Source organism: Streptomyces sp. HUAS TT11 (assembly GCF_051553595.1).
Lineage (GTDB): Bacteria > Actinomycetota > Actinomycetes > Streptomycetales > Streptomycetaceae > Streptomyces.
The window spans coordinates 8,172,269-8,187,774 of the sequence record NZ_CP196184.1; the positions used below are offsets into that span (position 1 = coordinate 8,172,269).

General features: G+C 70.4%; 19 protein-coding genes. 13 read left to right on the forward strand and 6 right to left on the reverse strand.

The genetic code is table 11. The features are described from left to right. Nucleotides 1–159: 159 nt before the first annotated feature. Nucleotides 160–1,563, forward strand: a complete 1,404-nt coding sequence (locus tag ACSHXN_RS36725) for a PepSY-associated TM helix domain-containing protein (protein WP_438305294.1) — start codon at nt 160–162, stop codon at nt 1,561–1,563. 205 nt (nt 1,564–1,768) lie between these two features. On the opposite strand, the gene ACSHXN_RS36730 is transcribed toward ACSHXN_RS36725, so the two are convergent. From ACSHXN_RS36730 to ACSHXN_RS36740, 3 genes are all read right to left on the reverse strand, one after another. Next, entirely contained in the window at nt 1,769–2,116 is a 348-nt protein-coding gene (locus tag ACSHXN_RS36730) for a tetratricopeptide repeat protein (protein WP_059130533.1), read from the reverse strand. Between the two features lie 80 nt (nt 2,117–2,196). After that, on the reverse strand, nt 2,197–2,640 hold the full coding sequence (locus tag ACSHXN_RS36735; protein ID WP_356296730.1) for a MarR family winged helix-turn-helix transcriptional regulator: 444 nt from the start codon (nt 2,638–2,640) through the stop codon (nt 2,197–2,199). Further along, the gene (locus ACSHXN_RS36740; RefSeq protein ID WP_355142029.1) at nt 2,637–3,134 is read right to left on the reverse strand and encodes a MarR family winged helix-turn-helix transcriptional regulator; all 498 of its coding nucleotides are present in this window, start codon (nt 3,132–3,134) and stop codon (nt 2,637–2,639) included. The genes ACSHXN_RS36735 and ACSHXN_RS36740 overlap by 4 nt, the downstream gene beginning before the upstream one ends. A gap of 176 nt (nt 3,135–3,310) precedes the next feature. On the opposite strand from ACSHXN_RS36740, the gene ACSHXN_RS36745 reads away from it, so the two are divergent. Next, complete coding sequence (locus ACSHXN_RS36745) at nt 3,311–4,276, forward strand: pirin family protein (RefSeq protein WP_438305297.1); 966 nt, start codon at nt 3,311–3,313, stop codon at nt 4,274–4,276. Between the two features lie 66 nt (nt 4,277–4,342). On the opposite strand, the gene ACSHXN_RS36750 is transcribed toward ACSHXN_RS36745, so the two are convergent. Next, a complete protein-coding gene (locus ACSHXN_RS36750) occupies nt 4,343–5,041 on the reverse strand; it encodes a haloacid dehalogenase type II (RefSeq protein ID WP_438305300.1) in 699 nt (232 codons plus the stop codon). Nucleotides 5,042–5,536: 495 nt separating this feature from the next. On the opposite strand from ACSHXN_RS36750, the gene ACSHXN_RS36755 reads away from it, so the two are divergent. From ACSHXN_RS36755 to ACSHXN_RS36790, 8 genes are all read left to right on the forward strand, one after another. After that, nucleotides 5,537–6,394 (forward strand): aldo/keto reductase, encoded by an 858-nt coding sequence (locus tag ACSHXN_RS36755; RefSeq protein WP_355142091.1) that lies wholly within the window; start codon nt 5,537–5,539, stop codon nt 6,392–6,394. A 123-nt stretch (nt 6,395–6,517) separates the two neighbouring features. Continuing rightward, entirely contained in the window at nt 6,518–7,189 is a 672-nt protein-coding gene (locus ACSHXN_RS36760) for a TetR/AcrR family transcriptional regulator (RefSeq protein ID WP_355142093.1), read from the forward strand. Nucleotide 7,190: 1 nt separating this feature from the next. Beyond that, nucleotides 7,191–8,039, forward strand: coding sequence for an oxidoreductase (locus ACSHXN_RS36765; protein ID WP_438305304.1), 849 nt, complete (start codon nt 7,191–7,193; stop codon nt 8,037–8,039). A 91-nt stretch (nt 8,040–8,130) separates the two neighbouring features. Beyond that, a complete protein-coding gene (locus ACSHXN_RS36770) occupies nt 8,131–8,964 on the forward strand; it encodes an SDR family NAD(P)-dependent oxidoreductase (RefSeq protein WP_356113390.1) in 834 nt (277 codons plus the stop codon). A gap of 259 nt (nt 8,965–9,223) precedes the next feature. Further along, nucleotides 9,224–9,529: a hypothetical protein gene (locus ACSHXN_RS36775; RefSeq protein ID WP_355142099.1), complete on the forward strand. Its 306-nt coding sequence runs from the start codon at nt 9,224–9,226 to the stop codon at nt 9,527–9,529. A gap of 393 nt (nt 9,530–9,922) precedes the next feature. Beyond that, nucleotides 9,923–10,369: a MarR family winged helix-turn-helix transcriptional regulator gene (locus ACSHXN_RS36780; RefSeq protein ID WP_355142101.1), complete on the forward strand. Its 447-nt coding sequence runs from the start codon at nt 9,923–9,925 to the stop codon at nt 10,367–10,369. Next, nucleotides 10,362–11,783, forward strand: coding sequence for an MFS transporter (locus ACSHXN_RS36785; protein ID WP_355142103.1), 1,422 nt, complete (start codon nt 10,362–10,364; stop codon nt 11,781–11,783). Before ACSHXN_RS36780 ends, ACSHXN_RS36785 begins: the two co-directional genes overlap by 8 nt. A 159-nt stretch (nt 11,784–11,942) precedes the next feature. Further along, the gene (locus ACSHXN_RS36790; protein WP_355142105.1) at nt 11,943–12,500 is read left to right on the forward strand and encodes a cysteine hydrolase; all 558 of its coding nucleotides are present in this window, start codon (nt 11,943–11,945) and stop codon (nt 12,498–12,500) included. A 426-nt stretch (nt 12,501–12,926) separates the two neighbouring features. Here ACSHXN_RS36790 and rpsN read toward each other — a convergent pair whose 3' ends face one another. Both rpsN and rpmB read right to left on the reverse strand, forming a co-directional pair. Beyond that, nucleotides 12,927–13,232 (reverse strand): 30S ribosomal protein S14, encoded by a 306-nt coding sequence (gene rpsN, locus ACSHXN_RS36795; protein WP_438305310.1) that lies wholly within the window; start codon nt 13,230–13,232, stop codon nt 12,927–12,929. Continuing rightward, a complete protein-coding gene (rpmB, locus tag ACSHXN_RS36800) occupies nt 13,232–13,468 on the reverse strand; it encodes a 50S ribosomal protein L28 (RefSeq protein WP_355142109.1) in 237 nt (78 codons plus the stop codon). Before rpmB ends, rpsN begins: the two co-directional genes overlap by 1 nt. A 159-nt stretch (nt 13,469–13,627) precedes the next feature. Between rpmB and rpmG the strand changes: the two genes are divergently transcribed. Genes rpmG through ACSHXN_RS36815 form a run of 3 tightly spaced genes read left to right on the forward strand, consistent with a single transcriptional unit; the run spans nt 13,628 to nt 15,230 of the window. Further along, complete coding sequence (rpmG, locus tag ACSHXN_RS36805) at nt 13,628–13,792, forward strand: 50S ribosomal protein L33 (RefSeq protein WP_059126096.1); 165 nt, start codon at nt 13,628–13,630, stop codon at nt 13,790–13,792. A gap of 5 nt (nt 13,793–13,797) precedes the next feature. Next, nucleotides 13,798–14,055 carry a type B 50S ribosomal protein L31 gene (locus ACSHXN_RS36810; RefSeq protein WP_355142111.1) on the forward strand — a complete coding sequence of 86 codons (258 nt, stop codon included), beginning with the start codon at nt 13,798–13,800 and terminating at the stop codon, nt 14,053–14,055. Beyond that, nucleotides 14,052–15,230, forward strand: coding sequence for a GTP-binding protein (locus ACSHXN_RS36815; RefSeq protein WP_355142113.1), 1,179 nt, complete (start codon nt 14,052–14,054; stop codon nt 15,228–15,230). Before ACSHXN_RS36810 ends, ACSHXN_RS36815 begins: the two co-directional genes overlap by 4 nt. Nucleotides 15,231–15,506 lie beyond the last annotated feature (276 nt).

The following is a 15,506-nucleotide window of genomic DNA, read 5'->3' on the forward strand; positions in this document are numbered from 1 at the left end:
ATCCCTGTGGCAGATGTCACCGCACGAGAGACCGATATGTGACGTAGGTCATGAGCGGTGCGGGGAACCCGCCCACACGGCCCTCCGACTACTGGACCGCCACGTCCCGCCTCCCGGTCCGTGGCCCCGAGTCCGTCCCCACCCCCGGAGAAGCCGCCGATGTCCACCGCTCCCACGACCACGACGGACGAGCCGACCCGGCCCGCCGCTCCCGCTCCGTCCCGATGGGCGCCGCTGCGCCCGCTGGTGCTGCGCCTGCACTTCTACGCGGGCGTCCTCGTCGCCCCGTTCCTGCTGGTCGCGGCCGTGACCGGATTCCTGTACGCCGCGTCGTTCCAGGCCGAGAGGATCGTGTACGCGCAGGAGACGACCGTCCCGGCCGGTGGCAGCAAACTGCCGATCGGCCGGCAGGTCGCCGCCGCCCGCGCGGCACACCCCGACGGCACGCTGTCGGCGGTGCGGCCCTCCGCGGAGAAGGGCGCCACCACCAGAGTGCTCCTGTCGGGTGTGCCCGGCGTGGACGAGGACCATGTACTCGCCGTCTTCGTCGACCCGTACACCGGCAGGGTGCGGGGCGCGTTGGAGCAGTACGGCTCCACCGGGGCCCTGCCGCTGCGCACCTGGATAGACGAGTTCCACCGCGATCTGCACCTCGGCGAGAACGGCCGCCTCTACAGCGAACTCGCGGCCAGCTGGCTGTGGGTGATCGCCGGCGGCGGCCTGGTGCTGTGGTGCGCGCGTCGGCGGGCGCAGCGCAAGGTGCGCGGGACGAACGGCCGCCGTCGCACCCTCGGCCTGCACGGCACCGTCGGCGTCTGGACCGCCGCCGGATTCCTCTTCCTCTCCGCCACCGGCCTGACCTGGTCCACGTATGCCGGGGCGAACATCGACGAGCTCCGCACCTCACTGGGCCAGGCGACCCCGTCCCTCTCGGCGACCGTGGGCGGCCAGCACGCGGGCCACGATTCGGCGGGGGTCGGGGACGGTCGGCACGGTGTGGGCCTGGACAGGGTGCTCGCCGCCGCGCGCGCCGAGGGCCTCACCGACCCCGTCGAGATCGTCCCGCCCGCCGACGCGTCATCCGCCTACGTCGTCCGGCAGATCGAGCGCGGCTGGCCGGGCAAGCAGGACTCGGTGGCCGTCGAACCCGCCACCGGTGAGGTGCTCGACGTGCTGCGGTTCGCGGACTACCCCGTGCTCGCGAAGTTGACGCGCTGGGGGATCGACCTGCACACCGGTGTCCTCTTCGGATGGGTCAACCAGATCACCCTGATGGGCCTCGCCCTCTCCCTGGTCCTGCTGATCGTATGGGGCTACCGCATGTGGTGGCAGCGCGGGCGCGCGGGCATGTTCGGGCGACCGGTGCCACGGGGCGCCTGGCAGCAGGTGCCCCCTCAGATCCTCGTCCCGTGCATGGCAGTCATAGCGGTGCTCGGCTACTTCGTGCCACTGCTCGGAATTCCGGTGGCGGTGTTCCTGGCGGTGGACGTCGTCCTCGGTGAGATCGCCCACCGCCGGGGCAGGCGTTCCCGCGGCGGCCGGACACCCGGTCCGGCACGCTGACGCGGAACCGGCACGGCCGTGCGGCGGGGCCGTGTGCCGCGGGGCCGCTCCCCTCGGGCGGACCCGTGACATGACGGCCCTTCATGTCACCCCGTCCGCCGAGGGTGCGGTGCGCATGGATTCTGCCGGGGTGGCTCGGACCCATGGGGCGGCCCGTGCCCGGAAGAGCCGGGCACGGGCCTTCGCCGTCGTCATCCGGGGACCGTCACACCTGCGCGAAGTCGCCCCCGAACGCGGACGCGATCCGCAGATGCGGCTCGGCCTCGCCGTCGCGACCCTGCCGCTGCAGGGTGCGCCCCAGCAGCAGCCGGGCGTAGTGCTCCACCGGGTCGCGCTCCACGATGATGTTCAACTCGGCCTCGGCGCGGCGCAGTTGGGCCGAGTGGTAGTAGGCGCGTGCCAGCAGCAGCCGCGGCCCGGTCTGCTCCGGCACCTCGTCGACCAGCCCCTCGAGGACCCGCGCTGCCGCGTAGTAGTCCTTGGCGTCGAAGAACATCCGCGCCCGCTCCCAGCGCTCCGCAGGTGCCCCGTGGTCGTAGTACGTCGTTTCCACTCGATACCTCCTTACGGGGCTCACAACCGAGCCGGATTGTTGAATATTCCACGACCTCCCTCGAGTGGTCCCGGGGGAGGCTATGCGGCCGCCAGCTCGGCGTTCGCTCGCTGGAGGACCAGCGCCAGCACCCGTCCGGCCGTCTCCAGGTCCTCCTGGGGGATGTCCGCGTAGAGCCGGGAGGCGACCTCCTTTCCGCCGCTCTGGATGCCGTCGTACAGCTCACGGCCGCGGTCGGTGAGGGACACCCGGTCGTCGGCGGACGCGACAAGCATTCCGCGCGCGACGAGTCCCTCGACGGCCGTGCGGATCTCCGGCTCGTCGGTGGTCCTGAGCGCGTCGCGTACGAGACTCACGAGCGAGGTGCGCTCGAGGACCCCGCCGTGGTCCGCGAGCGTCCGCAGCGCCGATGACTGGGTGAAGGTGGTGCCGGTGCGAGCGAGGACGCGCTCCAGCAGTGCGCGGCTCGCGTAGTGGGTGAGGCCGATGAGCCGGCCGTCGGCGACGGGAACGGGGTGGGTCATGACGTCTCCTCCATGATGCCGATGTCGGTGCTTGCGGCCGACGGGTCGAGTGGTGCGCCGAGCAGGGTGCGCAGTTCGTCGGTGAAGGCCTGGGTGCGGGCGCTGTCGGGGCCGCCCAGTGGTTGCAGGAACTGCTCGTGGAGCCGCTGGACCACCTGGATCGCGCGCCGCGCGACCTGCTGCCCCTCCGTGGTGAGGGAGAGCTGTACGGCCCGGGGGTCCGCCGGGTCGCGCACCCGGTCCACGAGACCGGCGGCCTCCAGGGCGCGGGCGAGCTTGGAGACGTAGAGCGCCTCGAGCCCGGTGTGGTCGGCGAGCTGACGCTGACTGGGGCGCAGGCCGCCGCGCCGCATACCGAACAGCGTTGCCACCAGCGCGTACTGGGCGTGCGTCAGGCCGAGCGGTGCCACCGCGCGATCGACGGCCACGCGCCACTTCATGGAAAGCCGCCAGACGAGAAAGCCGGGAGTCGCGCCTTCGGATGCCGTACTCATGGAGATTACCGTACATGGCTACTATAGCCATGGCTACTGTATTTCCGGCCCCGTCAGTCCTCCCACGGGCCAAGGCTCGCGTGGGGGAACCTCGACGTCAGGTTCGATTCAAGAGCGCCTCGACGGACGCGTGGTTGGCCTGACGCGGGAGTCCGCGCAGGACTAGGTTGTGCGGCATGAGCAATCTGGATCGCGAGGCGGTGCCCGCCGTGTGCGGTGGCCGCGGGTTCGTGGTGGCGGAGCCGGTGCGCGAACTCCTCAGTCCACGCCGTGTCCGGCTCGGCGAGTCGACGGAGGTCCGCCGACTGCTTCCGAACCTGGGGCGTCGCATGGTGGGCGCGTGGTGCTTCGTCGATCACTACGGTCCGGACGACATCGCCGACGAGCCCGGGATGCAGGTCCCGCCGCACCCGCACATGGGCCTTCAGACGGTCAGCTGGCTGCACGAGGGAGAAGTGCTGCACCGCGATTCGACCGGCAGCCTCCAGACCATCCGTCCGCGCCAGTTGGGCCTGATGACTTCGGGCGGGGCGATCAGCCACTCCGAGGAGAGCCCGAAGTCGCACGCGCGCTTTCTGCACGGCGCGCAGCTGTGGGTGGCCCTGCCCGACAGCCACCGGCACACCGAGCCGCACTTCGAGTACCACGCGGAACTTCCCGTGGTCACGGCACCGGGCCTGACGGCCACGCTGATCCTGGGCGGGATCGACGGCGCGACATCGCCCGGTTCGACGTTCACTCCGATCGTGGGCGCCGATCTGTCGCTGACACGCGGATCGGACGTACGCCTGCCGCTGGAGGCGGACTTCGAGTACGCGGTGCTGTCGATGTCGGGCGAGGCGTATGTCGACGGCGTGCCGGTCCTGCCGGGCTCGATGCTCTACCTTGGTTGCGGCCGCACCGAACTCCCGCTGCGCGCCGAGTCGGACGCGGGCCTGATGCTCCTCGGCGGTGAACCGTTCGACGAGGAGCTGATCATGTGGTGGAACTTCATCGGACGCACGCAGGAGGACATCTCCCGGGCGCGTGCCGAGTGGATGACGGGCTCGCGGTTCGGTGAGGTGAAGGGGTACGACGGCGCTCCGTTGCCCGCGCCGGAACTGCCGCCGGTACCGCTCAAGCCGCGCGGACGGGTGCGCTGATCCGGGTGGTCGATACGGCCGGGGAGGGCAGGCCCGCTTCGGCCGGGGCGGCGACGGTCGTTGGGGTCACACGTGGCCCGAGCCGCCGTTCCCGTACCGCTCGGTGAGCTGGTCGGCGATCGCGTCGAGGTCCTGCCCGATGTAGTCGGGTTGCGGTCCGACGTCGAGTGGCGCGTTGCCCTCGCGGAGGATGAGCGCCGTCTGCCAGTCGGCCGCGGCGGCGCCGATCGTGTCCCAGACATGGCACGCGACCAGACAGATGCCGGCCGGGTCGACATCGAGTGCGGAGGACACTGACCGGTAGGCCTCCGGCGCCGGTTTGTGGCGTCGCACGGCCTCGACGCTGAAACGGCGCTCGAACAGATGGGTAAGGCCCGCCCGATCCAGCTGCCGCCCCGAGATGTCGAGCGTGTTGTCGGTGAGCGTGAACAGTCGGAAGCCGTGGTCGTGCAGGCGGCGCAGGGCGGCGGGGACCTCGGGGTGGGGCGGCATGGCGGCGAACCGATGGGTGAGTTCGGCGGTGTCGGTGTCGCTGATCGTGATGTTGCGGGTGGCGGCGAGCATCCGCAGTACGGCGCCGCCGATGTCGGTGAACGGGACGTAGATGCCGCTGAGTGTGAGCGCCTCGGAGTAGGTGATGAGGTGGGCGAACCACAGGCGCAGGGCGGCGGGGTCGTCGAAGATCCGCTCGAAGGTGGGGCGGATCGCGTCCAGGTCGAGCAGGGTCTCGTTGACGTCGAACACGACGATCGGTCGCTCAGGCATAACCGGCTTTCGTTCATCCGTGGGCCAGCAGACTCGGACCGCCGCCACGGCCACTGGGACGGCCGGTCCGGTCGCCTCGGCGGGGCGCGGGCAACCGGAGCACTCGGGCGAATGTGTCATCGACGGCATCGACAGTATGAGGCGCGAGCGATGCGGTAGGAGGTCGTACACGAGGGCGCCACACAACTCTGCGCCGTGTCGCTGACGCCTGCTCGGCCGATCGGGTGATGTCCGCGGGGGCGGTGTCATCGACCGGTGCGGCACTCGGTCGTGCGACCGACGGTCATACGGCGTTCGGCGGAGCGTCGACGCCCGGCGGGGGACACCCGGGCCTGCGGCAGCCACGACAACGCTGCTGCCGCCGGGCCGTCCCCCGAGTGTCAGCCGCCCGGGCTGAACGCGGGCAACCTTCAAGAAGCGGCGGTACGAGAGGTCCGATTGGCGGTTCCGGACCCGTGAAGTAAACTGTCCGTACAGTTCACTTCTGGAGGCATGATGAGCGAGATTTCTGCCGGCGCCAGCGGTACCTTCACTCTGGGTGAGCTGACGCTCACCCGTCTCGGCTTCGGCTCGATGCAGTTGACCGGCCCCGGTGTGTGGGGCGAGCCCGCGAACCGTGCGGAGGCCGTCCGGGTTCTTCGACGGGCGGTCGAGCTGGGCGTGAACTTCATCGACACGGCCGACTCCTACGGCCCGTTCACCGCCGAGCTCCTGATCAAAGAGGCTCTGCATCCGTACGCCGATGACCTGGTCATCGCCACGAAGGCCGGATTCACCCGGCAGGGACCCGATCAGTGGATCCCCCTCGGCCGGCCGGAATATCTGCGGCAACAGGCCGAACTCAGCCTGCGCCACCTCGGCGTCGACCGCATCGACCTCTTCCAGCTGCACCGCATCGACCCCGCCGTGCCGCTGGAGGACCAGGTCGGCGAGCTGAAGAAGCTCCAGGACGAGGGAAAGATCCGCTACATCGGCCTCAGCGAAGTCAGCGTCGACCAGGTCGAGGACGCCTCACGAATCGCCGACATCACCACGGTTCAGAACCTGTACAACCTCGCCAACCGCTCGGCCGAGGACCTGCTCGACCACGCCACCGGACGGGGCATCGGTTTCATCCCCTGGTTCCCGCTGGCCACCGGTGAACTCGCCGGGCCGGACGGCCCGCTCGCGGCGCTGTCACAGGAGTACGGAGCCTCCCCGTCCCAGCTCGCACTTGCCTGGCTGCTCAAGCGCTCGCCGGTCATGCTCCCCATCCCGGGCACGTCGAGCGTGGCGCACCTGGAGGACAACATCGGTGCCGCCTCGATCCAGTTGGACGACCAGGCCTTCGAGACCCTTGCAGGAGCGGTCTGACACCCCCGGTCGCTTGTCCCTGTACAGGGACACCACTCACAGGGAGCCGAGGCGACGGGCCACCACCGGATCGTCACCCGTCTCGGCGGTCCCCGCGGCGAACGCCTTCACAGGAGCAGGACGATGACATCGCGCAAGGCCAAGGACCCTTCCGTACCGCGGGAGGTGTCGGAGGGGATCGTCGCCCACCCCACCGGGCCGCGGAGCGAACGCATCCATGAGACGGTGCTCCTCGCCACACAGGAGCTCCTGTCCGAGGGCGGATTGCCGGCGGCCACCGTGGACGCGATCGCAGCCCGTGCCCAGGTCAGCAAGGCGACCGTCTACAAGCACTGGCCGTCGCGGACCGCGCTGGCCGCGAAGGCGTTCGGCCGCATGATGGCTCAGGCACTGCCGCTGCCGGACACGGGCTCCGCCGTTGATGACCTGACCGAGCAAGTGGTACGCGTCAGCGCCTTCTACGGCAGTGAGCGCGGAGTGGTCTTCGCCCAGCTGCTCGCCGCCTGCGTGGACGACCCGGCAGGCGCCGCCTACTTCCGTGAGTACTTCCTCGCCGGTCGGCGGGCCGCCATCACCGAACTCTGGCAGCGCGCCGTGGACAGAGGCGAGGCGGATCCGTCGATCGCCGTGGACGACGTCATCGACATCCTCTTCGGCCCCTTGATCTTCCGCCGCCTCACGGGCCACTACACCCTCACCGAACACCATGCCCGCGCACTCGCCGGCACGGCGCTGAAGGCGCTGCTGACGGCGGACGCGCTCTCCTCTCCCCATCGCACACCACCGGAAGGGTGACATGCCGAAGACCTTCCTCATCACCGGCGTGAGTACCGGACTGGGCCGCGCCATCGCCACGGAAGCACTCCACGCGGGACACGCCGTCGTCGGAACTCTGCGCGATCCGGAGCAGATCAAGGACTTCGAGTCCCTCGCCCCGGGACGGGCGCACGGCCGCATCATGGACGTCACCGACCACGACCAGGTCACCGCCGTCGTCGAGGAGGTGACCCGGGCCGTCGCTCCGATCGACGTACTGGTCAACAACGCCGGATACGGCGTGGAGGGCACCTTGGAGGAAGCCTCCCTGGCCGACGCTCGTGCCCAGTTCGACGTCAATGTGTTCGGCGTCATCGCCGTCACAAAGGCCGTCCTGCCCTCCATGAGGGAACGCCGCACCGGGCACGTCTTCTTCATCACGTCCATGGGCGGACTGCGGGCGTTCGCCGGCCTGTCCCTGTACCACGCCAGCAAATACGCCGTCGAGGGCATCGCCGACAGCCTGCGGCCGGAGGTCGCACCCTTCGGCATCCGTGTCACCAGCGTCGAGCCGGGATCGTTCCGCACCGACTGGGCGGGCCGTTCCATGCACCGCGTCGAGCGCAGCGTCCCCGACTACGACGAGGTGTTCGGCCCCATCCGTGAGAACCGCCTCGCCATCAACGGCAGCCAGCTCGGCGACCCCGCCCAGGCCGGCAGGGCACTGCTCACGGTCCTCGACGCCCCCGACCCACCGGGGCACCTGCTGCTCGGCAGTGACGCCGTCCGCCTGGTCGCCCAGGCCCGCACGGCCGTCGACGAAGAGTTCGCCCAGTGGCACGCACTCTCGGTGTCCACGGACCTCCCCGACGGCAAGGCCATCGCGTGACGACGCACCCGCGCCGCCGCGGGCACCACGCTGCGGCGACCCCGGGCCCGCCGCAGCGAGAAGCAACGAACCGACAGGAAACGGAGGGGACATGACGACGCAGCAGAAGGTGTGGTTCATCACCGGCACCTCGCGCGGATTCGGCCGCGAGTGGGCCGAGGCGGCTCTGGAACGCGGAGACAAGGTCGCGGCCACCGCCCGCACCATCGAGAGTCTCAAGGCGCTCACCGACAGCTACGGTGACCGTGTCCTGGCCCAGCAGCTCGACGTCACGGACAAGGCCGCCGTCGACGCCGCCGTCGCGCACGCCCACGAGCACTTCGGACGCTTGGACGTGGTGGTCAACAACGCCGGCTACGGCCTGTTCGGCACCATCGAGGAGGTCTCCGAGGACGAGGCAAGGGCACAGATCGAGACGAACCTGTTCGGCGCGCTGTGGGTGACCAAGGCCGCCCTGCCGATCCTGCGTGCCCAAGGCAGCGGCCACTTCGTGCAGGTGTCCTCCATCGGCGGGCTCATGGCGTTCCCGAACCTGGGCCTGTACCACGCCTCGAAGTGGGCGGTGGAGGCCTTCAGCCAGTCCCTCGCCCTGGAAGTGGCGCCCTTCGGACTCCACGTCACCATCGTGGAACCGACCGGCTACAGCACGGACTGGGGCGGCGACTCGGCGGTGAACGCCACGCCGATCGATGTGTACGAGCCTGCCCGCGCCGCCCGCGCGGCACGTGTGAAGCCCGGCATGGTGGGTGACCCCACCGCCACTCGCGAGGCGATCCTCGCGATCGTCGACGCCGACGAACCCCCGCTGCGCGTCTTCTTCGGCCGAGGCCAGGTCGAACGCATCGAAGAGGAGTACGGCAAGCGCCTGGACACCTGGCGCGCCTGGAAGGACCTGTCCGAGCGGGCACACGGAAGCCCGCAGTAGCCCTTCACCGATGTGGGCCGGTGTCCATCCGGATGGACACCGGCCCACGTGGTGTACGCGGGTTCCACCGCCGGGCGGCCCGCTCGGCGCGGACCGTACGGGTCGAACCGGATGTGTCAGTACGGCGACCAGGACTGTCGCCGCCCCCACCGGGCGGCCCTGGGCGTCGGCCACACCCGGGACGAACACGCGCCCGCGGCGGACGGCATAGGGTTCGGGTGATCAAGCCCCTGGCGCGAGCGAACTGGTGGACATCCCCGTGACGGCAGCACTGGCGTGCAGGAAGATCCTTTCTCTCGAAGCGGGATCCGTCTACGCCTGGGAAACCGCAGAAGGGGTCACCGGAAACATCCTGATCGACCCGGAGGAATCGGTCGCGCGCCCCTGTACACCGGAGGGACTGACTCTCGGCGACATGCTCCTCGACAAAAACATCGGGAATGTGCAAAACCCCGACCCGGACCCCGAACTCCGCATTGCTTTCCTCGTCGTGGCGTCGGCGATCCTCCAGGAGGGGGAGCGGCAGGGGCGACTGCCTGACAAGATCACGCGCACCTACTGGTAGGCGCCACGTCACGACGACTCGAGAGGGCGCGCTCTTCCGGAGCGGAGCCCGGCCTCCGGCCATTCGACTTGACGGAGGTGCGTCGTGAACGCGGCGCGCGGACCGCGCAGTGGGATCCGGCAGCGCCCCCGATCGGCAGGCCGGACGATCTTCACGATGCGCGGGACTCGATCGGCGCGACGGCCTCCGCGATGCCGAAAGCCGTATCGCACGCGCCACGTTGCACGCTGCATCGCACGCCACCGAAGGCGGGCCCACGTGTGCGCCCCCTGTGCGAAACCGCAGGCCGGGGTGGACGGCCGTGCCGGCCTTCCACGTGAGCTCCCACGATTGCCCAGCTAACCTGCGCAGGTAAACTGGACAACCTGGGCTGACGATTTTAGGGTGAGGGCCATGAGTGACCACCCTGGACCGTCGCCGTCCGCCGTCCGTGCCTCGCAGGAGGTGCGCGGCGTCATCGGGCGCCTGCGGCGCCGCATCCGCGCCGCCGGAGGCACCGAGGACATCAGCCTCACTCAGGCGTCGGTGCTGGCCCGCCTGATCGACAACGAAGGGCTCACGACCAGCGACCTCGCCTCCGTCGAGGGCATGCGTCACCAGTCGATGGCGAGCACGGTCGCCGCACTGGCCGGCCTGGGGCTGGTCGAACGGCGCCGCGATCCCGGGGACGGTCGGCGGCTGCTGATCGCGCTCACCGCGGAGGGACGCAGGCGGGCCGAGGAGGGCAGGCAGGCGCGGGGTGAATGGCTGGCTGCCGAACTGCAGAAGAAGTGCACCGAAGAGGAGCGGCAGACCGTGATCGCGGCCATGGCCGTGCTGGAGCGACTCGTCCATGAGTGACCGGACGACCGCGGCGCGCGGCGACACCCGGAAGACAGGCTTCGACCGCCGGCTCGTCCCCCCGATGATGCTCGGCTCGGTCCTGAACCCGATCAACTCCACCATCGTCGCCGTCGCGCTGGTGCCCATCGGCGCCGCCTTCGGGGCGCCGCCGTCGCAGACCGCCTGGCTGGTCTCCGCCCTCTACCTGGCCACCGCCCTCGGGCAGCCGATCGTCGGCCGGTTGATCGACATATTCGGCCCGCGCCGCCTCTTCCTCCTCAGCACGAGCCTCGTCGGCGTCGCCGGCATCGTCGGTACCCTCGCTCCCGACCTCGGGGTCCTCATCGCGGCGCGGGTCCTGCTCGGCTTCGGAACGTGCGCCGGCTATCCCGCCGCCATGGCACTGCTGCGCAGCGAGGCCGAGCGGACCGGCCAGGACAGTCCCGCGGGCGTACTGACCGCGCTGGCGGTCGCCAACCAGACCATCGCCGTGATCGGTCCCCTGCTCGGTGGGCTGCTGATCGGGCTGGGCGGTTGGCGGTCCACCTTCGCGCTCAACATCCCCCTGGCCGCGGTCGCGGTCGCTCTCGGCATGCTGCGTCTGCCCAAGCAACCGGCCACGGACGCCGCGGCCCGGGGCAGGCCCGGCGCACGGATCGACCTGCCGGGCATGGGTCTGTTCGCGGCCATGCTGGTCTCGTTGCTGCTGTTCCTGATGAACCTGCACGCCGGCACCTGGTACCTTCCGGTGATCACCGCCGCCGCCGGAGCAGCTTTCACCGTGCGGGAGTTGCGCGCCGGGACGCCGTTCATCGACCTGAGGGTGCTCGGCGGCAACATCCCGCTGCTGGCCACCTACGGGAGGGCACTGGTGGCCTACGTGGTCTCCTACGCCTTCCTCTACGGCTTCACCCAGTGGACGGAAGAGGGTTACGGGCTCTCGCCCCTTCACGCCGGCCTTGTGCAGATACCGATGTTCCTCGTGGGGATCGCCGTCTCCGTCACCGTCGGCCGGCGCAACGGGGTCCTCGGGAAACTCCTGTTCGGCGCCGTCGGTCAGATCGCCGCCTGCGTTCTGATGCTGACCCTGACCGCCGACAGCCCCGTGTGGATGCTCGTCGCCCTCGCGGTCGTCTTCGGTGTGCCCCAGGGGTCCAACAGCCTCGCCCTGCAGAACTCCGTGTACTTCCAGGCCGATCCGGATCGCATCGGATCCTCCGCCGGCCTGCTGCGGACCTTCGCCTACCTGGGCTCTATGGTCGCGTCGTCCGCGACCGCCGCGTCCTTCGGGGAGCATGCGAGCACTTCCGGAATGCATCACCTCGCCTGGATCATGCTCGGCGCCGGAGTTCTGTATCTCCTTGTCTCCGTCTTCGACCGCAGTCTTCGACGCCTCTCGGCCGACCCGGCCGGCCCCGCCGACAGGGCATAGCCCATCTGCGCGGGCGAACCCGCACCGCAACCTCCGCGCAGGCACCCGCCCCCTTCCGACCGGGTGGTCCTGATGCCGGGACCCACGCACCACCGCGCCGGGCGGCGAGTGTCTCGAAGCCCGACTCACAAGCCGGCGCCCGTCATTGAAAGGCCGACCATGCCGCGTACCGCCCTGCTGTCCATGGACCTCCAGGTCAACCATCTGGCCCACGTCCCCGCCGACCACCTGCCGACGGCCGTCCGGGCCCTGGAGACGGCCCGCGCCGCCCGGGTGCCCGTCATCCACGTCGTTCTCCGGCTCCGGCCCGGCCATGTCGACGTGCACCCGCGCAACAAGATCTTCGGCTCTCTGCCGACCCATCTGTTCACGGCCGACGACCCCGGTGCCGCCATCCACCCGGACGTCGCTCCTCGCGGCGACGAGATCGTGGTGCACAAGAACCGCGTCAGCGCCTTCGCGGGCAACAACCTTCAGCAGATCCTCGCCGCACAGGACATCGATCACCTCGTCCTCGCCGGCATCGCGACCGGCGGCATCGTCCTGTCCACCGCCCTGCAGGCGACCGACCTGGACCACCGCGTCACCGTCCTGTCCGACGCCTGTGCCGATCCCGACCCCGACCTGCACGACAGCCTGATGACCAAGGTCTTCAACCGCCGCGGCGATGTCCTCACGACGAAGGAGTGGGCCGACACCCTGACGCCCGACGCGTGACGCGGCCTCGGGAACCGAGCGCGGTGGAGGGGGGAGTTTGTCCGGCCGCTGCCGCCGGTGTTCTTGCGGGCGGGCGGAGGCGGCCGGACGACCATCCACGGCTTGGCCCTGGGGGACACGGACAGCGTCAGCCGACGGAATCGGCCCGCCATCCAGCGGTGACACACCCCGTCTCGGCCACACCGTGCGCGAGCAACTGCGCCGCCTCGGTGCGATCGGTCGTGGTCGCCGGCCTTGCGTCCCGTATCCGCTGCGAGGAACGCGCGACCGCCGACGAACCGATCGCCCCGGCTCCGGGCCGGTCCCGGACGGGCCCCGGATCGGTCCCGGACCGCACAGCCCGAGCCGGCGGGGATTCGTCCGTGGCGGAGGGGAACGGCTGCGATTCGCGGCGCGGCCCCCGGATGCGAGCGAAAGGTGCGCCCGTCACCAACTGCTCTTCGTCACCCCGGGGAGCTCGCCCGCGTGGGCCATCTCGCGAAAACGGACGCGGGACAGGCCGAAGGTGCGCAGATGGCCGCGGGGGCGGCCGTCGACGGAGTCACGGTTGCGCAGGCGAGTGGCGCTGGCGTCGCGCGGCTGGCGCCGCAATTCCCGCTGAGCGGCGGCGCGTTCGTCGTCGGGCGTCCGTGGGGACATGATGATGGCCTTGAGTATGGCGCGGCGCGCCGCGTAGCGCGCCACGACAAGCCGTCGCTGCTCATTCTTCGCGATCTTGCTCTTCTTCGCCATCAGACCTTTCCTCCCCGGGCGCGGATACGGGCCACGGCGGCCTCGATGCCGATCGCGTCCACCGTCTTGATGCCCTTGACCGCCAGGGTGAGCCGGACATGGCGGCCTTCACTGGGCAGCCAGTAGCGCTTGCGCTGCACGTTGGGGTCGAAGCGGCGCTTGCTGCGCCGGTGCGAATGCGAGATGTGATGGCCGAAGCCGGGCTGTCGGCCGGTGAGTTGGCAGTGTGCGGACATGTCTCCTCCTCGTGCACGGCCGTGGCCGTCCGTGCGGTGCTGCGGTTGCCGCGTGCTGCGGTCGCCACGTGATGTGGCCGTGACGTGGTGCGCGGCAGCGAGGCGAGCAGAGTAACAGCAAGATGAAAATGAAAACCAACACCATGTATGGTGTCGTCCATGGCCCGAAACGAACTGCGCCCGATCATCAAGCTGAGATCCACCGCCGGCACCGGCTACACCTACGTCACCCGCAAGAACCGCCGTAACAATCCCGACCGGCTGACGCTGCGCAAGTACGACCCGCTCGTCGGCCGCCACGTCGACTTCCGTGAGGAGCGCTGACAGCCGTGAAGCCCGGAATCCACCCCGCCTACCGCCCGGTCGTCTTCCGCGACCGCGCCGCCGACTTCGCCTTCCTCACCCGGTCGACCGCCACCAGCGACAAGACGGTCGAATGGGAGGACGGCAACACCTACCCGGTGATCGACGTCGAGATCTCCTCGGCGAGTCACCCCTTCTACACCGGCACCCAGCGCGTCCTGGACACCGCGGGACGCGTCGAGCGCTTCGAGCGGCGCTACGGACGAGGACGGAGCGAGCGGTGAGCGAGCACCAGGCGCGGCTGCCCGTCGCCATCGTCGCCGGTCTGCACGCCGACGCCCGCCGGGCCGCAGTGGAGGAGATCCTGCGTACGATCCCCGGCTCGGTCGCGCTGCACCACGACCTGACGGCCGCCGTCGACGGCGCGGTGCACCGTACCGTCCGCGACGCCGTTCGGCAGCTGGACAGCGGCGAAACCCCCTTGGTCAACGACTGCCCGTGCTGCGCGCTGCGGGAGGACCTCGTGCCCGAACTGCGGCGACTGGCGGAGGAAGGCAGGCACCGGCTGGCCGTCGTGGAACTGTGGGACTCCGTCGAGCCCCAGTCCATGGCCGGAGTCATCGCCGCCGCGGGCGCGCCGCTGGTGCTGACCGGGGTGGCCACCGCCGTCGACCCGGCACTCGTACTGCCGTACCTCTGCAACGGTGACGACCTGGCCGACGTCGGCCTGGCCGCCGCGCGGAGCGATCAGCGCACCGTCGCCGACACCTTCGCCCGGCAGCTGGAGTACCCCACAGTGATCGCGCTGGCCGAGGACGACGCCCCGCACGGCACGGAGGGACAGACCGCAGACGACGGTGATCGCGCGATGCTGGACCAACTGACGCCGGGCGCACGGAAGGTAGGCCTGGAGCGTGGCGCCCTGGGGTTCGCTCTGCTCACCGGTTTCGACGTGGCCGCGGCCGCCGCACGCCAGCACTGTGCCTGCGCGCTGCTGCCCCAGGAGTGTGACGAGCACGGTGTAAGCACCGTCGTCTGGCGGCGCGAACGGCCCCTGCACCCTCAGCGTCTCTACGCGGCACTTGAGGAGTTGACCTGTGCCGCGGCCCGCAGCCGCGGCCGGTTCTGGCTCGCGGACCGCCCCGACGCACTGCTGTCCTGGGACGCCGCGGGCGGTGCGCTGTGCGTGGAGTCGGCGGGGCCCTGGCTGGCCGCCCTGCCCGACGCCGCTTGGGAGTTGGTGCCCGCCGAGCGCCGGCTCGCCGCCTCCCTCGACTGGCACCCCGAGCACGGCGACCGTTGCCAGTACCTGACGTTCACCTCGCCCGGTCTCGACGGCGGAGGTCTGCTGGCCCTGCTCGACTCGTGCCTGCTCACCGACGACGAGTTCGCGGCGGGCAAGCAGCGCTGGATGCAACTCCCGTCGGGCTTCGACGAATTCCTCGACCCGGTCACCTGAGCCGCGGGTCCGCCGGGGCGCCACAGGGCGGGTGTACGGAGACGGGCCCTCCTGGATTCTCCACCTTCGCATGCGCGGGGAGGAGGCGACGGCGGCTCCAACCTCCTGAAGCGGCCCCCCGGTGAAGCCGCCGCTGCACCGAGGCTGCGAACGTGAAGATTGCGTGGGTGCCGAAGGCCGAGGCCGACGTGGGTCGGCCGTGAGGGAAGAGCCTCGGGTGACGGCGGGCAGGGCCCGTCACCCGAGCTGAAACCTCCTTCCGTGCCCCGAAATTGC

What these genes read in the sequence shown, in the direction of transcription:
- rpmB (WP_355142109.1), bottom strand. Translation starts at nt 13,468, where the DNA reads ATGTCCGCACACTGCCAACTCACCGGCCGACAGCCCGGCTTCGGCCAT.
- rpmG (WP_059126096.1), top strand. Translation starts at nt 13,628, where the DNA reads ATGGCCCGAAACGAACTGCGCCCGATCATCAAGCTGAGATCCACCGCC.
- ACSHXN_RS36785 (WP_355142103.1), top strand. Translation starts at nt 10,362, where the DNA reads ATGAGTGACCGGACGACCGCGGCGCGCGGCGACACCCGGAAGACAGGC.
- ACSHXN_RS36770 (WP_356113390.1), top strand. Translation starts at nt 8,131, where the DNA reads ATGACGACGCAGCAGAAGGTGTGGTTCATCACCGGCACCTCGCGCGGA.
- rpsN (WP_438305310.1), bottom strand. Translation starts at nt 13,232, where the DNA reads ATGGCGAAGAAGAGCAAGATCGCGAAGAATGAGCAGCGACGGCTTGTC.
- ACSHXN_RS36725 (WP_438305294.1), top strand. Translation starts at nt 160, where the DNA reads ATGTCCACCGCTCCCACGACCACGACGGACGAGCCGACCCGGCCCGCC.
- ACSHXN_RS36750 (WP_438305300.1), bottom strand. Translation starts at nt 5,041, where the DNA reads ATGCCTGAGCGACCGATCGTCGTGTTCGACGTCAACGAGACCCTGCTC.
- ACSHXN_RS36740 (WP_355142029.1), bottom strand. Translation starts at nt 3,134, where the DNA reads ATGAGTACGGCATCCGAAGGCGCGACTCCCGGCTTTCTCGTCTGGCGG.
- ACSHXN_RS36765 (WP_438305304.1), top strand. Translation starts at nt 7,191, where the DNA reads ATGCCGAAGACCTTCCTCATCACCGGCGTGAGTACCGGACTGGGCCGC.
- ACSHXN_RS36745 (WP_438305297.1), top strand. Translation starts at nt 3,311, where the DNA reads ATGAGCAATCTGGATCGCGAGGCGGTGCCCGCCGTGTGCGGTGGCCGC.
- ACSHXN_RS36780 (WP_355142101.1), top strand. Translation starts at nt 9,923, where the DNA reads ATGAGTGACCACCCTGGACCGTCGCCGTCCGCCGTCCGTGCCTCGCAG.
- ACSHXN_RS36735 (WP_356296730.1), bottom strand. Translation starts at nt 2,640, where the DNA reads ATGACCCACCCCGTTCCCGTCGCCGACGGCCGGCTCATCGGCCTCACC.
- ACSHXN_RS36755 (WP_355142091.1), top strand. Translation starts at nt 5,537, where the DNA reads ATGAGCGAGATTTCTGCCGGCGCCAGCGGTACCTTCACTCTGGGTGAG.
- ACSHXN_RS36790 (WP_355142105.1), top strand. Translation starts at nt 11,943, where the DNA reads ATGCCGCGTACCGCCCTGCTGTCCATGGACCTCCAGGTCAACCATCTG.
- ACSHXN_RS36760 (WP_355142093.1), top strand. Translation starts at nt 6,518, where the DNA reads ATGACATCGCGCAAGGCCAAGGACCCTTCCGTACCGCGGGAGGTGTCG.